General features: G+C 43.9%; 16 protein-coding genes. 8 read left to right on the top strand and 8 right to left on the bottom strand.

Features of this window, described 5'->3' with window-relative positions; all coding sequences use genetic code 11:
- Position 1 precedes the first annotated feature (1 nt).
- From ybgC to ruvC, 4 genes are all read right to left on the bottom strand, one after another.
- Positions 2-424, bottom strand: a complete 423-nt coding sequence (ybgC, locus tag ACU6U9_RS20935) for a tol-pal system-associated acyl-CoA thioesterase (protein WP_446736894.1) — start codon at positions 422-424, stop codon at positions 2-4.
- Positions 425-426: 2 nt separating this feature from the next.
- The gene (gene ruvB, locus ACU6U9_RS20940) at positions 427-1,446 is read right to left on the bottom strand and encodes a Holliday junction branch migration DNA helicase RuvB (protein ID WP_446736895.1); all 1,020 of its coding nucleotides are present in this window, start codon (positions 1,444-1,446) and stop codon (positions 427-429) included.
- 28 nt (positions 1,447-1,474) lie between these two features.
- Entirely contained in the window at positions 1,475-2,086 is a 612-nt protein-coding gene (ruvA, locus tag ACU6U9_RS20945; RefSeq protein ID WP_446736896.1) for a Holliday junction branch migration protein RuvA, read from the bottom strand.
- Positions 2,087-2,171: 85 nt separating this feature from the next.
- Entirely contained in the window at positions 2,172-2,699 is a 528-nt protein-coding gene (gene ruvC, locus ACU6U9_RS20950) for a crossover junction endodeoxyribonuclease RuvC (protein ID WP_446736897.1), read from the bottom strand.
- Positions 2,700-2,828: 129 nt separating this feature from the next.
- Between ruvC and ACU6U9_RS20955 the strand changes: the two genes are divergently transcribed.
- Both ACU6U9_RS20955 and ACU6U9_RS20960 read left to right on the top strand, forming a co-directional pair.
- Positions 2,829-3,533 carry a spondin domain-containing protein gene (locus ACU6U9_RS20955; RefSeq protein WP_446736898.1) on the top strand — a complete coding sequence of 235 codons (705 nt, stop codon included), beginning with the start codon at positions 2,829-2,831 and terminating at the stop codon, positions 3,531-3,533.
- Positions 3,534-3,653: 120 nt separating this feature from the next.
- Positions 3,654-4,193 (top strand): hypothetical protein, encoded by a 540-nt coding sequence (locus tag ACU6U9_RS20960; protein WP_446736899.1) that lies wholly within the window; start codon positions 3,654-3,656, stop codon positions 4,191-4,193.
- A gap of 82 nt (positions 4,194-4,275) precedes the next feature.
- On the opposite strand, the gene ACU6U9_RS20965 is transcribed toward ACU6U9_RS20960, so the two are convergent.
- Positions 4,276-5,157 (bottom strand): M43 family zinc metalloprotease, encoded by an 882-nt coding sequence (locus ACU6U9_RS20965; protein ID WP_446736900.1) that lies wholly within the window; start codon positions 5,155-5,157, stop codon positions 4,276-4,278.
- Positions 5,158-5,348: 191 nt separating this feature from the next.
- On the bottom strand, positions 5,349-7,118 hold the full coding sequence (aspS, locus tag ACU6U9_RS20970) for an aspartate--tRNA ligase (protein WP_446736901.1): 1,770 nt from the start codon (positions 7,116-7,118) through the stop codon (positions 5,349-5,351).
- A 316-nt stretch (positions 7,119-7,434) separates the two neighbouring features.
- Here aspS and ACU6U9_RS20975 point away from each other — a divergent pair, with 316 nt between their 5' ends.
- The 4 genes from ACU6U9_RS20975 (at position 7,435) to ACU6U9_RS20990 (ending at position 10,459) form a co-directional block, all read left to right on the top strand.
- Entirely contained in the window at positions 7,435-8,541 is a 1,107-nt protein-coding gene (locus ACU6U9_RS20975; RefSeq protein ID WP_446736902.1) for an HD domain-containing phosphohydrolase, read from the top strand.
- A gap of 86 nt (positions 8,542-8,627) precedes the next feature.
- The gene (locus ACU6U9_RS20980) at positions 8,628-9,068 is read left to right on the top strand and encodes an HU family DNA-binding protein (protein ID WP_446736903.1); all 441 of its coding nucleotides are present in this window, start codon (positions 8,628-8,630) and stop codon (positions 9,066-9,068) included.
- A gap of 63 nt (positions 9,069-9,131) precedes the next feature.
- Positions 9,132-9,710: a uracil-DNA glycosylase family protein gene (locus tag ACU6U9_RS20985; RefSeq protein ID WP_446736904.1), complete on the top strand. Its 579-nt coding sequence runs from the start codon at positions 9,132-9,134 to the stop codon at positions 9,708-9,710.
- Positions 9,711-9,712: 2 nt separating this feature from the next.
- Positions 9,713-10,459 (top strand): SGNH/GDSL hydrolase family protein, encoded by a 747-nt coding sequence (locus ACU6U9_RS20990; protein ID WP_446736905.1) that lies wholly within the window; start codon positions 9,713-9,715, stop codon positions 10,457-10,459.
- A gap of 22 nt (positions 10,460-10,481) precedes the next feature.
- On the opposite strand, the gene ACU6U9_RS20995 is transcribed toward ACU6U9_RS20990, so the two are convergent.
- Positions 10,482-10,928 carry an HIT domain-containing protein gene (locus ACU6U9_RS20995; protein ID WP_446736906.1) on the bottom strand — a complete coding sequence of 149 codons (447 nt, stop codon included), beginning with the start codon at positions 10,926-10,928 and terminating at the stop codon, positions 10,482-10,484.
- A 50-nt stretch (positions 10,929-10,978) separates the two neighbouring features.
- On the opposite strand from ACU6U9_RS20995, the gene ACU6U9_RS21000 reads away from it, so the two are divergent.
- Together ACU6U9_RS21000 and ACU6U9_RS21005 are read left to right on the top strand one after the other, a co-directional pair.
- Positions 10,979-12,112: a GNAT family N-acetyltransferase gene (locus tag ACU6U9_RS21000; protein ID WP_446736907.1), complete on the top strand. Its 1,134-nt coding sequence runs from the start codon at positions 10,979-10,981 to the stop codon at positions 12,110-12,112.
- A gap of 555 nt (positions 12,113-12,667) precedes the next feature.
- Positions 12,668-13,984: a DEAD/DEAH box helicase gene (locus ACU6U9_RS21005; RefSeq protein ID WP_446736908.1), complete on the top strand. Its 1,317-nt coding sequence runs from the start codon at positions 12,668-12,670 to the stop codon at positions 13,982-13,984.
- Positions 13,985-14,026: 42 nt separating this feature from the next.
- Here the strand turns inward: ACU6U9_RS21005 and ACU6U9_RS21010 are convergent, their stop codons facing one another.
- On the bottom strand, positions 14,027-14,911 hold the full coding sequence (locus ACU6U9_RS21010) for a lysophospholipid acyltransferase family protein (RefSeq protein WP_446736909.1): 885 nt from the start codon (positions 14,909-14,911) through the stop codon (positions 14,027-14,029).
- Positions 14,912-15,043: the final 132 nt, after the last annotated feature.

Here is a 15,043-nt window from a genome sequence, read left to right on the forward strand (position 1 = left end):
TTCATTCACACTTAACTCCTTTCTCACCACTTATCGTAATGAGTTCTAAAATGGCCTGTGGTATTGCCATTGGTTTTTTATTTGTAGCATTAATACACGCTATAGTGACATCAGCTTGTAGTTTTTGTTCGTCGCCGACTGTAATTTTTTGCTGCATTTTGAGTGACGCTTTTTTGATCGATACAATATTAACACTGACCGTTAGCGCATCATCTAAGATCGCTGGCTTTTGCCATTTAATGGCCATATCTCTAACAACGAACAACATATTTTGTTGTTTTAATATTGATTGATTAAAACCCAATTGGCGTAACCATTCAGTTCGTGCACGCTCAAGAAAATACAAGTATCGAGCGTGATAAACAATCCCTCCAGCATCGGTATCTTCAAAATACACTCGAACAGGCCAATTAAAATCGCTCACACTTACTCGCTTGTGTTTATTGTTAAACCAAAATGGGTATAAGCATGCTCCGTCACAACTCGCCCTCTTGGCGTTCGCATCATAAAACCTTGCTGAATAAGGTATGGTTCTAGTACATCTTCAATCGTATCGCGTTCTTCGCTAATGGCTGCCGCCAATGAATCAACCCCCACTGGGCCACCGCCAAATTTTTCAATCATGGCCAATAGCAGTCGTCTGTCCATGTGGTCCAAACCGTGTGTATCAACATTCAACATATTAAGTGCAAGGTCGGCTATGTCTTGCGTGACGACGCCATTCCCTTTTACTTCGGCGTAATCGCGCACTCGTCGTAATAATCGATTCGCAATACGAGGCGTGCCACGTGCACGCACGGCAATTTCTTTTGCGCCATGATCATCGACTTCAACGCCTAATAAACTGGCACTGCGACTTACGATACCGGTTAAGTCCGCCACATTATAAAACTCTAAACGCTGTACGATACCGAAGCGGTCACGTAATGGTGAGGTCAATAGTCCCGCACGTGTAGTTGCACCAATTAATGTGAACGCCGGCAAATCAATTTTAATTGAACGCGCAGAAGGGCCTTCGCCGACCATGATGTCTAATTGGTAATCTTCCATGGCGGGATACAATACTTCTTCAACCGAGGCACTTAAGCGATGTATTTCATCAATGAACAATACATCCCCTTCTTCAAGGTTGGTCAGCAACGCGGCAAGGTCGCCTGCTTTTTCAAGTACCGGTCCTGACGTTGACTTAATACTGACTCCTAATTCATTAGCCATAATATTGGCAAGCGTCGTTTTACCTAAGCCCGGCGGGCCAAATATCAAAGTATGATCAAGTGCTTCTTGTCGGGCTTTAGCGGCGCCAATGAAAATTTCCATTTGCTCACGCACCGCAGGCTGACCTTCATAGTCTGCTAATTTTGTCGGACGTATTGCGCGGTCTTGTGGTGTCTCTGCTTGAACGAGCTCTACAGGCTCAGCACTCACAAAGCGATCACTTTCTATCATGGCTGTTTCTCTTAATGACTGTCTCTAACTACTGCTTCAACATGCCTTTTAATGCAAAACGGATTAAATCCTCTGCACAGGTGACTGGTACTTTAATGGCCGAAATGGCTTTTGCCGCTTCGGTAGGTTTATAACCTAGCGCAATCAACGCACCTTCCGCTTCCTGTACCCAATGGACTTGATCCATAGGCTGAGGATTCGCGGCCGCCATCAATGGCAAGTCACTATCAACTTGCCACTCTTTTAGGCGATCTTTCATTTCGACGACTAAACGCTCAGCGGTTTTCTTACCAATGCCCGGAATGCGTACTAGAGTAGCGGTATCGCCATCATGAATAGAGCGCACAAACGATTGCGCTTCGATGCCCGACAAAATTGCTAAGGCAAGCTTTGGACCCACACCGGAGACTTTAATCAACGCGCGAAAGAGAGATCGCTGCTGCTTATCCGAAAAACCATACAACAGCTGCGCATCTTCACGCACCACAAAATGAGTATGCAAAGACACTTGCTGCCCTAGCTCTGGCAATTTGTAAATGGTGGTCATGGGCGCAAGCACCTCATAGCCAATGCCATTGACATCAATTAATAACTCAGGGGATTGTTTTTCAACTAGGGTGCCACTAATACGACCAATCATAGAAAGCGCTGCTTATTATTGTGAATACTGTATTTATAATCAGTATAGGTTACCCAATCCTTAGGGCGATGGCTAGCTACGGGTGTTAAAACACCTTTAGGCGACCATTTTTTTGCTTACTGCCACCCGCTTGAGCTACAAGATTTTGTGATGAATAAGCATGGGTGATGGCAATGGCCAAGGCATCGGCCGCATCAGCTTGAGGTTTACCGGGTAAGCTCAATAAGATTTGAACCATGTGCTGCACTTGCTCTTTATCCGCCGCCCCTCGACCAGTAACCGCTTGCTTAACTGAGCGGGCCGCATATTCAAATACTGGAAGGTCTTTCATACTGGCGGCCACAATCGCACTGCCCCGTGCTTGACCAAGCTTAAGTGCCGAATCGACGTTCTTCCCCATAAACACTTGCTCAATGGCAAATTCGTTGGGAGTGTTTTCCTCAATAATTTGCGTCACACAGGTAAAGATCTGCTTTAGGCGAAATGCGAGATCTTTAGAGATATCAATGCGAATGCAACCCGAGGTGATATAACGCAATTTACTGCCCTGGGCTTCAATCACACCAAAGCCTGTTAGGCGCGAACCGGGGTCAATTCCTAAAATAATGGACATAATCGTGCTCAAATAAACGTAGGGCTATTTTACCCAGTTCTTGTCATTTACCTAGTGCTGGCTTGCATCATGGGAACTTTCCTTCTCTTTACGCTTCTTAACAGTTACAACAAACTATGGATACCGCCCATGAAAACTCTATTTTTAGCCGTCATTGGCAGCAGTTTACTTACCCTTGCAGGCTGCGGCTCAAGCAGCGACACCGTCGAAAGCGATACAACCGGTGATGTGTCTTACCGAGCAACCTTTACCACACAATGGAACAGCACAGATTTTCCGACTAACTACCCAGGCGGCGCTCATTGGTCGCCATTAGTGGGCACGGTTCATAACGAGCAAGTTGTGTTCTGGGCACCGGATAGCCAACCAGCAACGGCTGGCATTGAAAGCATGGCCGAAAGCGGCAGTACTTCTGCATTCAATACCGAAATTCAATCCGCTAAAACATCCGGTTACAGCCAAGGGCGCATACAAGCCGGCAAAATTAACTCAGGCAGCGGCAGCGTGAGCATTGACTTTAAAACTTCGACCACTTATCCATTGCTGACCCTTGTAAGTATGATTGCACCGAGCCCAGACTGGTTTGTGGGCGTGCATGGCTTAGCGTTACAAGACGAACAGGGCCAATGGATTGAGAGCCAAACCATTGATCTTAAGCTGTACGATGCAGGTACCGATAACGGTGTCCGCTTTACGTCAAGCAACAGCGATACTAGCTCACAAAGCTTGCCCATCACATTACTCAGCTCAGACCGTGCGGACAGTGACTTTGAAGACGGCAAGCATTTCAACAGCGGTAAGTATGTGGGCACGTTACTGATTGAGAAAATCTAACGGCTATTTAAGCTCATCGCCTGATATTTAAAGAAGCCCAAGGGCTTCTTTTTTGTTTCCACTTATTTGATGCATAATAGGCAAAGCAAACTGCAATCGACACAGGCTCCGTCAGACATTATGAGTACGCTCGTTTTTCAATTAGTTTTAAAGCAATGGGATAAAAGCCAACGCCGGCCAGAACACCAAGCCGCGATTGCCAGCACCGCAGACATTTACCCAATCGCATCACAGCCAGAATTCATGCTGTTCGACATGCCGTGTGTACTTGATCAGCATGCGCTGGATTTCACAACAGAACCGCTTGAGAGCATCAACGCTGAACGGCTAAGCGAGAAAAACGCTGGCCGTATCATAAGCAAAACCCTACTGCCCGATGGCCGCGCTCAATTAGATCGCTTTATAATTTCACACACTGAACAGCAATTTCATCTTGCCTATGAAGATGAAGAAGGTGAAATAAGCCATATTGCGAATTTAAACAAAGACTCAAATAACAGCTGGGTACAAGCCAAATACCAATGGCGTTATCGCATAGAAAAGAATAATGAAATTTATTGGCAGTATGAAGAAGTGACATTGAATACCGCGTGGGTTGAGCAAGTAAAGCCTGTTGTTTTTTTAATGAACCCGCCAGCGGTTATATTTAACGGCGTTTAGTCATAATCAATAATCCTGCAGGATGCAAAAAAACTAAATTCGATTTTAATGCATCCAATCAAACAACCATCACCGACAATGCTTACTTTTGAGAAATATAATTAAACAATGCGGCACGCCCACCCGTTGCGCTCAAGGTATCACGCATGCGTTTTTTCTGACCTTTAGTAAACATGATAAGCGACTCATCTCTTGAGTAATCCATAAAATTCATGAACATGTCATTGCTACCACAACTGGCCGATGGGTGCGTTGGATTACCACCATAAGCCGATTTAGAATTTGGAGTGTCATCCACTAAATCACCACCATCACAGGTGCCATCATCTTCGCCACTGCGCCCGTATATATGATACAAATTTAACCAATGACCAATTTCATGAACGGCGGTACGGCCTCGCTCAAAACCGTCATGTAGGGGTTCAACCGTGCCAAACGCCAAGTAAGAAATAACCACACCATCTGTCAACGGATCATGCCCAGGAAATTGCCCTGAACCAGGATTATTAACAACACCATTGCGATCACGGTTATCGTATACCCACATATTCAAATAGCGCTCAGAGTCCCATGCGTCATGGCCACCACCATTACTAAAAAATATATCTCTGTCGCCTTGGAATAATGTTCTGGTAATACCTGTGGTTAACTGGTTATCTGGATCAGTTGTGGCCAGATAAAATTCTATTTCCGTATCGGCGACAAATTCTTTGAACTCACTTGGCACATTTACTATGTCAGGGTTTTTAGCTCGGAAATCTTCATTCAAGACGGCTATTTGTGAATGTATTTTCTCATCACTGATATTGGTCTCAGGATCATCATCTTCATACAAAACATGAACAACCACTGGAACACGTAAAACATTACTATTCACAATATCGTCTTCAGGCTCATCTTGAGAACTGCCACCACAGGCATTCAAAAACACCGCCATAACGATAGCTATGATTGATTGGCGCATAATTAATCCGTTAATTCAAAAATGGAAATAATAAGCCTAACAAATTGATTCTTATTAAACTCAGTTGTTTTTTTGAAACACTCTGTTTTAGGTAGTGCTTCCTTACAAACGAAGCGTTAAGGCAAAAAAAAGAAGCCCTAGGGCTTCTTTTTTTAACTAAACACATAGCAGGCGTTAAAAACGCCTTTGTATTATTTAGTCTCTTTGGCGCGCAACTGAATACCCACTTCACGTAGGTTTTTGGTTTCAACCACACCGGGTGCCATAGTCATCACACATGCTGCTGATTGCGTTTTAGGGAACGCGATTACTTCACGGATGCTTTCAGAGCCTGTCATTAGCATGATCATGCGATCAAGGCCGAAGGCCAAACCACCGTGTGGCGGCGCACCAAACTGCAACGCGTCTAGCAAGAAGCCAAACTTCTCACGCTGCTCTTCTTCAGAGATTTTCAGAATTTCGAAAACCACTTTTTGCATGTCTTGATCGTGGATACGAATCGAACCACCACCAAGCTCACAACCGTTCAATACCATGTCGTAGGCACGAGACAATGCATTGGCTGGGTCGGCTTTAAGTTCTTCTGGCGTACAAGAAGGTGCAGTGAATGGGTGGTGAATGGCTGTTAGGCCGCCGTCTGAGGTTTCTTCAAACATTGGGAAATCAACAACCCACATTGGTGCCCATTCTTTGGATAGCATGTTTAGGTCTAGACCCAATTTAACACGCAGTGCACCTAACGCTTCGTTTACGATGGTTTCTTTATCGGCACCAAAGAATACGATGTCGCCGTTCTTCGCTTCGATTTTTTCCATGATTTTCATGGTATTATCATTGCCGATGAACTTAATAATTGGCGACTGTAGGCCTTCAACGCCTTTTTCGATTTCGTTCACTTTAATCCAAGCTAAACCTTTGGCACCGTAAATACCAACAAACTTGGTGTACTCATCGATTTGCTTACGAGACAGCTCAGCGCCACCCGGTACTTTAAGCGCGGCAACACGACCTTTAGGGTCTTTTGCTGGGCCTGCGAATACTTTGAATTCGATGTCTTGTAGGAATTCAGCCACGTCTACTAATTCCATAGGAATACGCAAATCAGGCTTATCAGAACCGTAACGGCTCATGGCTTCGCTGTAAGGCATGTGCGGGAATTCGCCAAGATCAATGTTCAACTGCTCTTTAAAGATGGCTTTAACCATGCTTTCAGCGGAACCCATAATGTCTTTTTCTTCGATGAACGACGCTTCCATATCGATCTGAGTGAACTCAGGCTGACGGTCTGCACGTAAATCTTCATCACGGAAACATTTAGCAATTTGGTAATAACGGTCAAAACCCGACACCATCAATAGCTGTTTAAACAACTGTGGCGACTGTGGCAATGCAAAGAACGACCCTTGGTGAGTACGGCTTGGCACCAAGTAATCACGAGCACCTTCTGGGGTAGCGCGCGTTAGAATTGGGGTTTCGATGTCTAAGAAACCTTGATCATCCAGAATATTACGAATTTGCATGGTCACTTTGTGGCGGAAACGCAAGTTGTGCTGCATTTCGTCACGACGTAAATCCATATAACGGTACTTAAGACGCACGTCTTCACCGACTGGGCTGTAATCATCCAGTGGGAACGGAGGCGTATTGGCTTTATTAAGAATGGTAATTTCTTTACCAAGTATCTCAATTTTACCCGTGGTCATGTTCTCGTTTTCACTGCCGGCTGGGCGTGCACGCACAAGACCGGTAATTTGGATCACGTATTCACTACGGACACTGTCCGCGGCATTGAAGGCATCAACCGTGTCTGGGTCAAATACGACCTGAACCAAACCTTCACGATCACGTACATCAAGAAAGATAACGCCACCGTGGTCACGACGACGGTGTACCCAGCCGCAAAATGTTACGGTCTCATCGACCAATTTTTCTGTAATTTCACCACAGTAATGGCTGCGCATACTGAATTCCCAAGTCTATCTTATTAAATATGTCGATTATTCGTCGCACAAAAGGGCCAATCCCTAATAAGTGCAAATGGTGCGGATATGTGAACAAACGCATTCACGAGGTTTACCGCCTTCACCGATAGCAGGGATATCACTGCTTAATCGGCTATTTACCTCTGTGTGACCCACGGCCACTTCATTCTTATAGCGAGGTTAAACACGCCTCAATATAATCTGATTTATCAAAAGGCGAGCATTATACCCATTTTGCACGAAATTCCGACATCTTGTGTGGCCCTGCTATGCTTTATTTATACAAGGAGATGTCATGGCAAATGTAACAATCGCCAATTTTGATGCTGAAATCGTCAATGATCTAAAAGATGAGCTAGAAGAAAAGCGTCAATGCTGTAATGACCATCTGCTTAATCTTGAAGGCAAGCCTGACAGTGTCGACATCATTAACCTGCTTTTTCGTGACGTGCACACGGTGAAAGGCGACCTTGGTATTATGGGTATTAGCCAATATCTGCCATTGCTGCAAGCGATTGAAGACATTCTAGATACATTAAGAAAACAGCAGAACCTGTATACGCCCTCACTCGGAGACGTTTTATTACTCAGCCTTGATATCACATTTAATGAACTGGATAAATTTATCACAGGCATTGATGACTTTAATGAACAATCCTACGGTAAAGCGGCCGACCTAATTAGCAAGCTTGCCACCTTAAATGGCAGTGATTACGACGAACAAATTGTGGTGACGCTTCAGTACCTAGCACCTGAAACCACACCCACTGAGGAGATAACCGAAGTGGAGAACAAACTTTACTTCACCCAAGAAGAAATCAACGAAGAAGTGGCCTTTTTCTTACAACTGAGCTTATTGGTTGATCAACGCAGCCCGTATGGACCTGGTCGCACAGAACGTATGTTCGAGCTGGCCATGTACATGAACCACCTAGCTGGCAACCCAATCGAAACTCATCAGCTGCAAGCCGCGTTATATTTGCATGACCTTGCCATGGCGTTTTTCCCAAAGGGTATGGCAGATAAAGCCAGCTCTTTGAGTCGCCAGGATTGGCAATGGGTAAAAAGCCACGTACAACTTGTTCACCAACTCATCAACAGCTTTGATGTATGGGCAAGCGCATCTGAAATTATTCTGCACCACCACGAGCGACTCGATGGCAGTGGCTACCCCAGTGCACTCAAAGAAAACGAAATATGTGAAGGCGCAAAATTACTGGCCATTGTGGACACATTTGAAGCCATCACCCAAACCCGTGCCCATAAACAGACCCAACAACGCCCCATGGTTAGAGCCATTGTTGAAATTAATCAGCAAGCCGGTTCGCTTTTTTGCCCTATCTGGGTAGACCACTTTAATCAAGCCGTAAAACAGCTTCACATAAAAAAAGCTAAAAAATAGGCATTTTTTTACTTTTTTACTTGCCTGCCTGTCTTAGTTGTTTGTATATTCCTTTAACTAAGCACAAAAACAACAAGGACACAGCTATGGCAGCTAAGAAAACAGCAAAGAAAGCAGTAGTAAAAAAACCAGTGGCTAAAAAAGCAGTAGCAAAAAAAGCACCTGCAAAAGCACCGGTAAAAGCAGCGGCTAAAGCTCCAGCAAAGAAAATGACTGCGATTGCTGACCGTTATAACAAAACTCAAATTTTAACTGAAATTGCAGAAAACACTGAACTGACTAAAAAACAGGTTCAAGCCGTTTTAGACAATCTAGGCGATGTAATTGAGCGTCACGTTAAAAAGCGCGCTGTGGGTGAATTCGTTCTTCCTGGCCTGCTAAAAATTCAAGCTGTTAAAAAACCAGCTAAAAAAGCCCGTAAAGGTATCAACCCTTTCACTGGTGAAGAGACTGTTTTCAAAGCGAAACCTGCATCTATCGCAGTTAAAATTCGCCCACTGAAAAAACTAAAAGAAATGGCTGAGTAAGCATTTTATAAAAAAACGGGTCAAACTCAGTTTGACCCGTTTTTTTATGCCTATTATTTAGCCATGGCACTTATTCCTCTACTCCAAACAATCAGCCAATGCACCGTCTGCGCAGATCACCTGCCCTTTGCACCTAAGCCAGTTGTACAAGCCGGCACACAAGCACGTTTATTAATTATTGGCCAAGCACCTGGACTCAAAGTGCAACAAAGCGGCATCCCATGGAACGATGCAAGTGGTAAACGCTTACGTGAATGGCTACAGATGAGCGACTGCGAGTTTTACGACCCACAACAAGTGGCCATCATGCCAATGGGGTTTTGCTATCCAGGTAAAGGAAAAAGCGGCGATTTACCACCCAGAAAAGAATGCGCGCCACAATGGCACTCTCAATTACTGCAAACCCTACCTAATATCGAAACGACTCTGCTCATTGGCCAATATGCGCAACAACATTACTTAGCAGGCACTGAGTTTTTAAAACAGCACCCGACTCTAACAGAGCGAGTGCGGCATACTCAAAACGCACCGCACGGCTTAATTTGTTTACCGCACCCTTCCCCTCGCAATCAAATTTGGCTCAAAAAACATTCATGGTTTAATCAGGATATACTGCCCTACTTACAACAACGATTACGTTAACCATGCTTTATGCCCGTTATTTGCTCCAGCTAAGTTGGTATTTACTAACGCCTCTTTTTTTATTGTGTGTGCCACAAGCACTCTACATCAAAAAGACCGCTCTGCGCTTACCAGAAGCGCAAGGTGACACATGCGTACGTCACGGCACACATGAACCAACATTAACCTTTCTTCACTTTGGGGAGTCAACGGTTGCTGGCGTCGGCGTAAAAGAATTATCACAAGGGCTAAGCGCACAACTTTGCTATGCATTAAGTAATGAACTGTCCACTAGAAACAACATGAGTGTTGAGTGCAAGATCACAGGGCAAAATGGCATACGATTTGGTGGTATCAACGAATGTATTAAGCGTAATAAACGTTCAGCGGATTTTGCCATTATTACCATGGGCGTCAATGACACGACAGGCCTTACGTCGATCAAACAATGGCACCATGGCATTCAAGACAGTATTCAGGCTTTAAATAACCAAGGTATCAAAATCGTGCTTTTTACGCAGGTTCCTCCTATGGCGCAGTTTCCTGCACTGCCTGCGCCATTTAAATATTTATTAGGGTTACGCGCTTATTTATTGGATTTTGAATTGCAGCGGTTGTGTCAGCGCAACGAAGGTTGCCACTATGTGGGCAGTAAATTAGTGGTCGCAAAAGAGATGATGGCAGAAGATGGTTATCACCCAAGTGCACTGGGTTACAAAGCGTGGGCTGAACAAATAACACCGCAAATACTTCAGCATTTACGGCGTTAAAGATTTAATAGGATTGCGCTACTCAGTAAAGTGCATCACCATCATTATCAGACGGTGTTACAAACTTATCACTGAATAAAAGCGTTAATTCATCCACCATTTTTTCCAGCGTATCTTTTGAATACGGCACAGGATTAATAGCGCCCCAAATTGGCTTCGGCCAGCATGGGTCGCTCTTTTTACGTACCACATGATGAATATGTAACTGAGGCACCACATTACCCAGCGCCGCAATGTTCATACTATCGGCTTCAAAGTAGTCATCTAAACGCTGACTCACATAAGCTGACTCATCTGATTGAAGGTAACGCTCTTCTGTTGATAACTGGTATAACTCACTGGTCGTACTGCGACGAGGCACCAAAATCACCCACGGAAATTGCGAATCGTTCATTAATAATACATCGCAAAGCTTAAACTGACCTAAACGCACAGTATCTTGTTGAAGCTGTTCATCTAATTTGTACATAATGTTGCTCCTTAAAACTTATGGCTATTTAACCAATAAGGGCCTTAAACATGCAATGGCTAAATTCAATTGATCAAGCCCCCGCGCGTCTTTGGCAAGGCTCATATCCATTTATACAGCAAAACTTTATACGCGCACTAGAGTCTGGCGGTTCAATTAATAAACAAACCGGCTGGCAAGGTCATTTTTTATACGATGAACAGCAATCGTGCGCATTACCCAGCTTTATCAAACAGCATTCTTATGGCGAATACGTCTTTGACTGGTCATGGGCCGAAGCCTACCAACAGCACGGACTCAATTATTACCCTAAATTAATTATAGCCGCCCCATTCACACCCGCTAGCGGGCCAAGAATTATTAGTCCAAACAATCAACTTATTTGTGGCGAGCGCTTAACCCAAACGATTCAACAGCACTGCCAAAAACACAATTTAAGCGGCGCCCATATATTATTTTGCAATCAGCAAGACCGAGCATTACTCATTAACCATAACTGGCACGAACGCAAAAGCGTACAGTTTCATTGGTTTAATTATGACTATGAAAACTTTGATGATTTTTTATCCCGCTTTAAATCCCGAAAGCGTAAAGCCGTGATAAAAGAGCGCGCGTCAATCAGCCAAAATAACATCGAAATAAAATGGCTAAACGCACAAGACATGACTAACGAGCTTTGGCAGTTTTTTTATCAGTGCTACCAATCCACATATAACATGCGTGGTATGCAAGGCTATTTAACCCTTGATAGTTTTCATGCACTGGCAGGCAACATGGCCGATCAAGTTAAAATCGTCATGGCGTTTCATGCATCAAAACCCATTGGCTGTGCGCTTTATTTTCAAGATGATAAAAATTTATATGGCCGCTACTGGGGCGCTATGGCCGATATTCCTAATTTGCATTTTGAACTGTGTTATTACCAAGGCATTGAATACTGCATCAAAAATGGGCTGCAACATTTTGACCCAGGCACCCAAGGGGAGCACAAAATCAGCCGCGGATTTGAACCCATCTATACAAGCTCCCTGCATCATCTACAGCATGAAGGTTTTCATGAAGCGGTTGGGCATTTTGTGGTGGAAGAAGCAAAATCATTAGCGCAGTATAAACAGGATTGTTATGAGGCTTTGCCGTTTAATGAGCAGAGTATGACTGAGGTTAGGGATGGGGCTTGTTTGTAATGGCCGTAGAGAGGAAAGCACAGCGCTTTCCGACCTCTAAAAAGTTGAAATATTTTCTTTGACTAATTATGACATTAGCTAGTAATTTAGCTCATATAATATTGTAATTGAAGCTCAGCATCGCAAGGCATTAGACTTTTCCAACTTACGATCTACATCGAAACTAAATATTACTATGAAACTGTGGGGCTAAATGTAAGTTATATCAGCAGTCAAAATTTAATTGCAGGTCATACCCTCATAATTTTCTCGTCTTTAGTCACCAAAATTAGACACTCTTACCATGACTTTAGTGCCCCTTCCTTTTAGCCCAAAATGAATAGATTTATCGAGCGCGAAACCCTATACCTCGTGAGCGTAAGGAACCTGTTGCTCCTCACACTACAACAGATCAAAAAGACAAATACAGTAACTAACATCTATTTTATACAATTCTACACAGGCATGATAAAACAAAGAGAACATACACATAACGGCATCAAAGACAAAACAAGCCACTCTACCCCCTTACTGCTATACTCCACCTATTCCTTTTAATATCCCGCCCGAGCCTATATGCCATTTTCAAATCTGGGATTATGCAATCCTATTGTTCAAGCTATTGAAGCACTAGGTTATAAAACGCCTACGCCTATTCAAAAACAAGCCATTCCTATTATTCTGTCTGGTAAGGATTTAATCGCCACGGCTCAAACTGGCACCGGTAAAACAGCGGCGTTTGTATTACCTATTTTAGAGTTATTTAACCAAGAGCGAACATTACGGGGGAAGCGCATCCGAGCGTTAATTCTCACCCCTACTCGTGAGTTAGCAGTACAGGTCGCGGATAATGTTGCCCAGTACAGCCAACACTTGAATCTGAGTACCATGGCTGTGTATGGCGGCGTCGATACCGAGCCACAAAAGCAGCGCTTAATTGAAGGGGTCGACATACTCGTAGCCACACCAGGCAGGTTATTGGATTTAGCCCATCAACGGGCACTGCATTTTGATGAGCTAGAGGTGTTGGTATTAGATGAAGCCGATCGCATGGTCGATATGGGCTTTGTGGGTGACATTAATAAAATCATTGAGCGCCTGCCTGAAACACGCCAAAACCTGTTATTTTCAGCCACCATGACCGATGACGTACGTGCTCTGGCCAGTGATTTTTCTGATAGCAGCATGCGTAACCCTGCGCTTGAGATCAGCACCTCACCTAATTCAAGCAGCGCCCCCAGTATTAACCAGTGGCTAATTACGGTGGATAAAGACACTAAATCGGCTTTGTTAAGCCATTTGATTACTACAGAAAAATGGGACCAAGCGCTTATTTTTATCGAGAAAAAACACGGCGCGGCCAAACTGGTCGACCAGCTGGCCAAACGTGGTATCACAGCTGAGGCCATTCATGGTGATAAAAGCCAAGCCATGCGCGAAAAGATTTTGGCTGACTTTAAATCCGGAACACTTAAGTACTTAGTGGCTACCGGCGTGGCGGCACGGGGGATTGATATTGGCGAACTAAGTCGCGTGGTGAATTACGATTTACCCTTTAAGCCAGAAGAGTACATTCACCGCATTGGTCGTACAGGTCGTGCGGGTTCAAAAGGCGAAGCCATTTCGTTTGTCGCCATGGGCGACTTTAAAAACCTATGCGCCATCGAAAGTCGCTTGAACCATATTATCGAACGTAAAGAAATTGAAGGCTTTGTGGTGCGTAAAGTAGTGCCGGTTTCAGTATTAAATTTTGTGCGTAAAAGCAAACCGCCTCAACCTAAAGCCCCTAGGGTTCACAGCAAACCAAATGATACCGGCGTAAAAAAGGCGTCTATAAAGAAGCCTGCTGATAATAAAGATGAAAATAGAAAAAACAAAAACATTTGGGGGTAATTACATTAAAAATGCCACTGTCGCGCGATGCGCGACTTGATATTATTGATAAAGCTTGCAACCGTCAGGTTGCTTGCGAAAACGCTTATAACCCCATTGATACTGCTCAGTACAATCTAATATGCATTCTTCAATACTTTTATTAAGCGCGGTTGCCGAAACCAATAAGTCATCATTACGTATATCTTCACTGGCTGGCTTTAGCACCACACCATAATTCCCATTATCTAAACGCTTAGCATAGCAACACAACAAATAGGCTGGCGTTTTTCTCGCTAATTCGCCAATGAGTTTACCTGTCAAAGCCTGCTGCCCAAAAAACGGGGCAAATACGCCACTCTTTATGCTCGGCTCTTGATCGGGCAATACAGCTACCACACCTTTTTCATTCAGTAGTTTAAATAGTGATAAAACGCCATCTTTATTGGCAGGTACTAAACCCACATCAACGCGTTTGCGTGTATTAAAAATGAATTTATTAAGCGCTGGAATTTTAGGCGCCTTATACATAACCGTCATAAATAAATACTGACGAAAGAAATGGTTTAACAGTTCCCAGTTCCCTAAATGCGGAGCGACAAGAATGATACCGTTTTTGTCATCAAGTGCTTTTTGTAGATGTTCCATGCCTTCAACTTGAGTGATCAGTTTATTGACCTTAGGGATCGGCCACATCCAAGACATTCCCATTTCACCATAGGTTTTACCCAAAGCAATCAAACTCACTTTTGCCATTTTCTTACGCTCTTCAAGAGTTTGACCCGGAAAACAGAGCTCAAGGTTACGCATAACCACTTTCGATGAACTGCCACGGCTATACCACATGGTCGAACCGATTAACCACCCAAGCCCATGTGCCATAGACAACGGTAAAAACGATATTAATCGGATTAAACCAATCATTAAATATACGAATGCAGATTTCAAAACCCATCTCCTTGATAAATAGTTGAAAGCATGTGATTCACAGTGAATCAACACCATGATCATGTAATAATTCGACAGCGTTAAGAACAAAGCCTACTTGAACATGTGCAAAGTCGAGTGAAATCGGTAGGT

The organism is Pseudomonas sp. HK3 (assembly GCF_052920985.1).

Bases quoted from the DNA above. Each gene is read 5' to 3' on its own strand.
- ruvB (WP_446736895.1), bottom strand. From the start codon at position 1,446: ATGATAGAAAGTGATCGCTTTGTGAGTGCTGAGCCTGTAGAGCTCGTT.
- ACU6U9_RS20965 (WP_446736900.1), bottom strand. From the start codon at position 5,157: ATGCGCCAATCAATCATAGCTATCGTTATGGCGGTGTTTTTGAATGCC.
- aspS (WP_446736901.1), bottom strand. From the start codon at position 7,118: ATGCGCAGCCATTACTGTGGTGAAATTACAGAAAAATTGGTCGATGAG.
- ACU6U9_RS21005 (WP_446736908.1), top strand. From the start codon at position 12,668: ATGCCATTTTCAAATCTGGGATTATGCAATCCTATTGTTCAAGCTATT.
- ACU6U9_RS20995 (WP_446736906.1), bottom strand. From the start codon at position 10,928: ATGTACAAATTAGATGAACAGCTTCAACAAGATACTGTGCGTTTAGGT.
- ruvA (WP_446736896.1), bottom strand. From the start codon at position 2,086: ATGATTGGTCGTATTAGTGGCACCCTAGTTGAAAAACAATCCCCTGAG.
- ACU6U9_RS21000 (WP_446736907.1), top strand. From the start codon at position 10,979: ATGCAATGGCTAAATTCAATTGATCAAGCCCCCGCGCGTCTTTGGCAA.
- ACU6U9_RS20960 (WP_446736899.1), top strand. From the start codon at position 3,654: ATGAGTACGCTCGTTTTTCAATTAGTTTTAAAGCAATGGGATAAAAGC.
- ACU6U9_RS20975 (WP_446736902.1), top strand. From the start codon at position 7,435: ATGGCAAATGTAACAATCGCCAATTTTGATGCTGAAATCGTCAATGAT.
- ruvC (WP_446736897.1), bottom strand. From the start codon at position 2,699: ATGTCCATTATTTTAGGAATTGACCCCGGTTCGCGCCTAACAGGCTTT.
- ACU6U9_RS20990 (WP_446736905.1), top strand. From the start codon at position 9,713: ATGCTTTATGCCCGTTATTTGCTCCAGCTAAGTTGGTATTTACTAACG.
- ACU6U9_RS20985 (WP_446736904.1), top strand. From the start codon at position 9,132: ATGGCACTTATTCCTCTACTCCAAACAATCAGCCAATGCACCGTCTGC.
- ACU6U9_RS20955 (WP_446736898.1), top strand. From the start codon at position 2,829: ATGAAAACTCTATTTTTAGCCGTCATTGGCAGCAGTTTACTTACCCTT.
- ACU6U9_RS20980 (WP_446736903.1), top strand. From the start codon at position 8,628: ATGGCAGCTAAGAAAACAGCAAAGAAAGCAGTAGTAAAAAAACCAGTG.